Consider the following 2,661-nt stretch of genomic DNA (forward strand, 5'->3'; position numbering starts at 1 on the left):
CGTCATGCCGCCCATGGAGTGCCCGACGAGGACGAGCGGCCCCTCGGGCGCGGCGGCGTCGATGACCGCCTTCAGGTCGCGCCCCAGCTGGTCGATGGAGACCGGCACGTCGTGCTCCAGCTGGTCGACCCCGCGCGCCGAGCGGGCGTGGCTGCGCTGGTCCCAGTAGACGGCGCGGACGACGCCGCGCAGGGCGGCCCGCTGGAAGTGCCAGGAGTCCTGGCTCAGGCAGTAGCCGTGGCTGAAGACGACGGTGACGGGCGCGGGAGCCCGGCGGCCGAAGAGCCTGCGCCGCCGCGGAGTCTGGTCGCCGCCGCCCCCGGGCTCCTCGACCTCCTCGACCTCGTAGGAGAGCTCCGTGCCGTCGTCCGCGTACGCCGTGCCGGGCATGCCGCGCAGCGAGCCGTACGGCCCCGACGCGTCGAGCGCGAGCCGCGCCTTCTTGCGCATGCCGCGGCCGACGGTGAGCCGCTCTATGGCCACACCGGCGGCCGCGCCCGCGGCGAGGACTCCTATCGCGGCGCCCGCGACGCCCGCCTTGCGCCAGCTCCCGGCCGCGGCGGCGGCCTCCGACACCGCTTCCGCCGCGGCCGCCCCCGTGCTGCTCTCGCTCACGTGCCGCTCCTCGTCAGTTCCAGGTCAGTCGTCAGGCCGCTCGTGCACATAGACGCGCGGGACACGCGATCCGATGCGGGTGACGATCTCGTACGCGATGGTGCCTGCGGCCTGCGCCCAGTCCTCCGCGGTCGGCTCACCGCGGTCGCCGGGGCCGAACAGCACGGCCTCCGACCCCACTTCGGGCTCGTCCCCGCCGAGGTCCACCACGAACTGGTCCATCGCGACCCGTCCCGCGGCCGTCCGCAGCTTGCCGTCGACGAGCACCGGGGCGGTGCCGGAGGCGTGGCGCGGGATCCCGTCGCCGTAACCGGCCGGGATCAGGCCGAGGGTCGTCTCGCCAGGGGTGACGTAGTGGTGGCCGTAGCTCACGCCGTGGCCCGCCGGGGCGCGCTTCACATGGGCGAGGGAGGCGGTGAGCGTCATGACGGGCCGCAGCCCGAAGTCCTGCGAGGTGCCCACCTCGGGGCTCGGCGAGACGCCGTACATCGCGATGCCGGGACGCACGAGGTCGAAGTGCGCCTCCGGGAGCGTGAGCGTCCCCGGGGAGTTGGCGATGTGCCGCACCTCCGGCCGGATCCCCCGCTCCTCGGCGTGCGCCACCATCTCGCGGAAGACCGTGAGCTGGGCGGCGATCGACGGGTGCCCCGGCTCGTCGGCGCACGCGAAGTGCGACCAGAGGCCGGTGACCGTGACCAGTCCTTCGGCCTCGGCGCGCAGGGCGCGGTCCACGAGCTCGGGCCAGTCGGCCGGCATGCAGCCGTTCCGCCCGAGGCCCGTGTCGGCCTTGAGCTGGATACGGGCGGTCCGCCCCGCCTCCCGCGCGGCGGCCGTCACCTCCTGAAGCGCCCACAGGGCGCTCACCGACATGTCCAGGTCCGCCTCGACGCCCTCGCGCCAGGGGCCACCGGGCGTCCACAGCCAGCACATGATGCGCCCGGGCAGGCCCGCGGCGCGCAGGGCCAGGGCCTCCTCGGGGGTGGCGGTGCCGAGCCAGGTGGCGCCCGCCTGTCGAGCGGCCCTGGCGCAGGGCACCATTCCGTGGCCGTACCCGTCCGCTTTCACCACGGCCATGAAGGCGGCGTCCGGCGCGTGGGCGCGCAGTACGCGCACGTTGGCGCGGAGGGCGGCGAGGTCGATCTCGGCCCGGACACGGAAAGGTGCTGTCTCGTTCATCGCGGACAAGTGTCTCAGAGGCCGCCGACAACCCCCTCTCCCGCAGGTCTTGGCCGCCCCGGCTCAGGTGCCCGGCTTGCGCCCCCACACATAGACCCGGTCGCCCTTGAACAGGGTCTTCCACAGCGCGCGGGCGTCGGCGACCCGCATGTTCACGCAGCCGCGCGAGCCCGGCGGGCTGTACACGTTGCCGTAGATGGCGTGGAAGGCCTGACCGCCGTTGAAGAACTGGCTGTACGGCATGGGGGTCTCGTACAGCGACGACCAGTGGTTCTTGTGCTTCCAGTAGACCTTGTGCCAGCCCGTGCGGGTCCGGTAGCCGGCCCGCCCGGTGCGGACGGGAACGGGGCCGAGCAGCACCTTCTTGCCCTTCTGCACCCACATCAGCTGCCGGGTCAGATCGACGCAGGCGACGCGGTACGCGCGCGTGGGGCACTGTTTCGTGGCGTTCGGGTTCTTGCGGGCCGTGATCAGCCGCATCCGGGCCCAGGTCACGGGCCCCGCGAACCCGATCGCGGGCCGGATCCCCTGCTTGCGCTGGAAGGCGCGGATGGCCCGGCAGTCCGCGGCGGACTGCTTGCCGTCGGCCTTCCGCCGGAGCCAGCGCTCGACCTGCCGCTGGTAGGGCCCCGTGCGCTTGGTGCACGCGGGAGCGGCCCCGGCGGCGATCTCGCTCGACGGCACGTACTCGACGAGGGCGTCGGTGCCCGCCGGGGCCGCCATGGGCTCGATGGCGTCCTCGGCGGCGCTCGGCCGGTACACCTGCGGCGCCAGGGCCTGGTCGCGGGTGTCCAGCTGCCACGGGTGGGGCGGCGCGGACGGGATGCCGGGGACCAGCGGGGAGGTGCCGGGGGCCGCGGGCCGCGGCAC

The 2,661-nt window shown here is 74.4% G+C and carries 3 protein-coding genes; all 3 read right to left on the reverse strand.

All coding sequences use genetic code 11. The features are described 5' to 3' along the window. Positions 1 to 615: alpha/beta fold hydrolase (locus tag AOK03_RS16400; protein WP_157868961.1), on the reverse strand; the 615-nt coding region annotated here is incomplete at its 3' end. Between the two features lie 24 nt (positions 616 to 639). Next, positions 640 to 1,791 carry an alanine racemase gene (alr, locus tag AOK03_RS16405; protein WP_055566005.1) on the reverse strand — a complete coding sequence of 384 codons (1,152 nt, stop codon included), beginning with the start codon at positions 1,789 to 1,791 and terminating at the stop codon, positions 640 to 642. 63 nt (positions 1,792 to 1,854) lie between these two features. Then, complete coding sequence (locus AOK03_RS16410) at positions 1,855 to 2,661, reverse strand: L,D-transpeptidase family protein (protein WP_079074760.1); 807 nt, start codon at positions 2,659 to 2,661, stop codon at positions 1,855 to 1,857.

The organism is Streptomyces atriruber, assembly GCF_001418325.1.
In the GTDB taxonomy this organism is placed as follows: domain Bacteria; phylum Actinomycetota; class Actinomycetes; order Streptomycetales; family Streptomycetaceae; genus Streptomyces; species Streptomyces atriruber.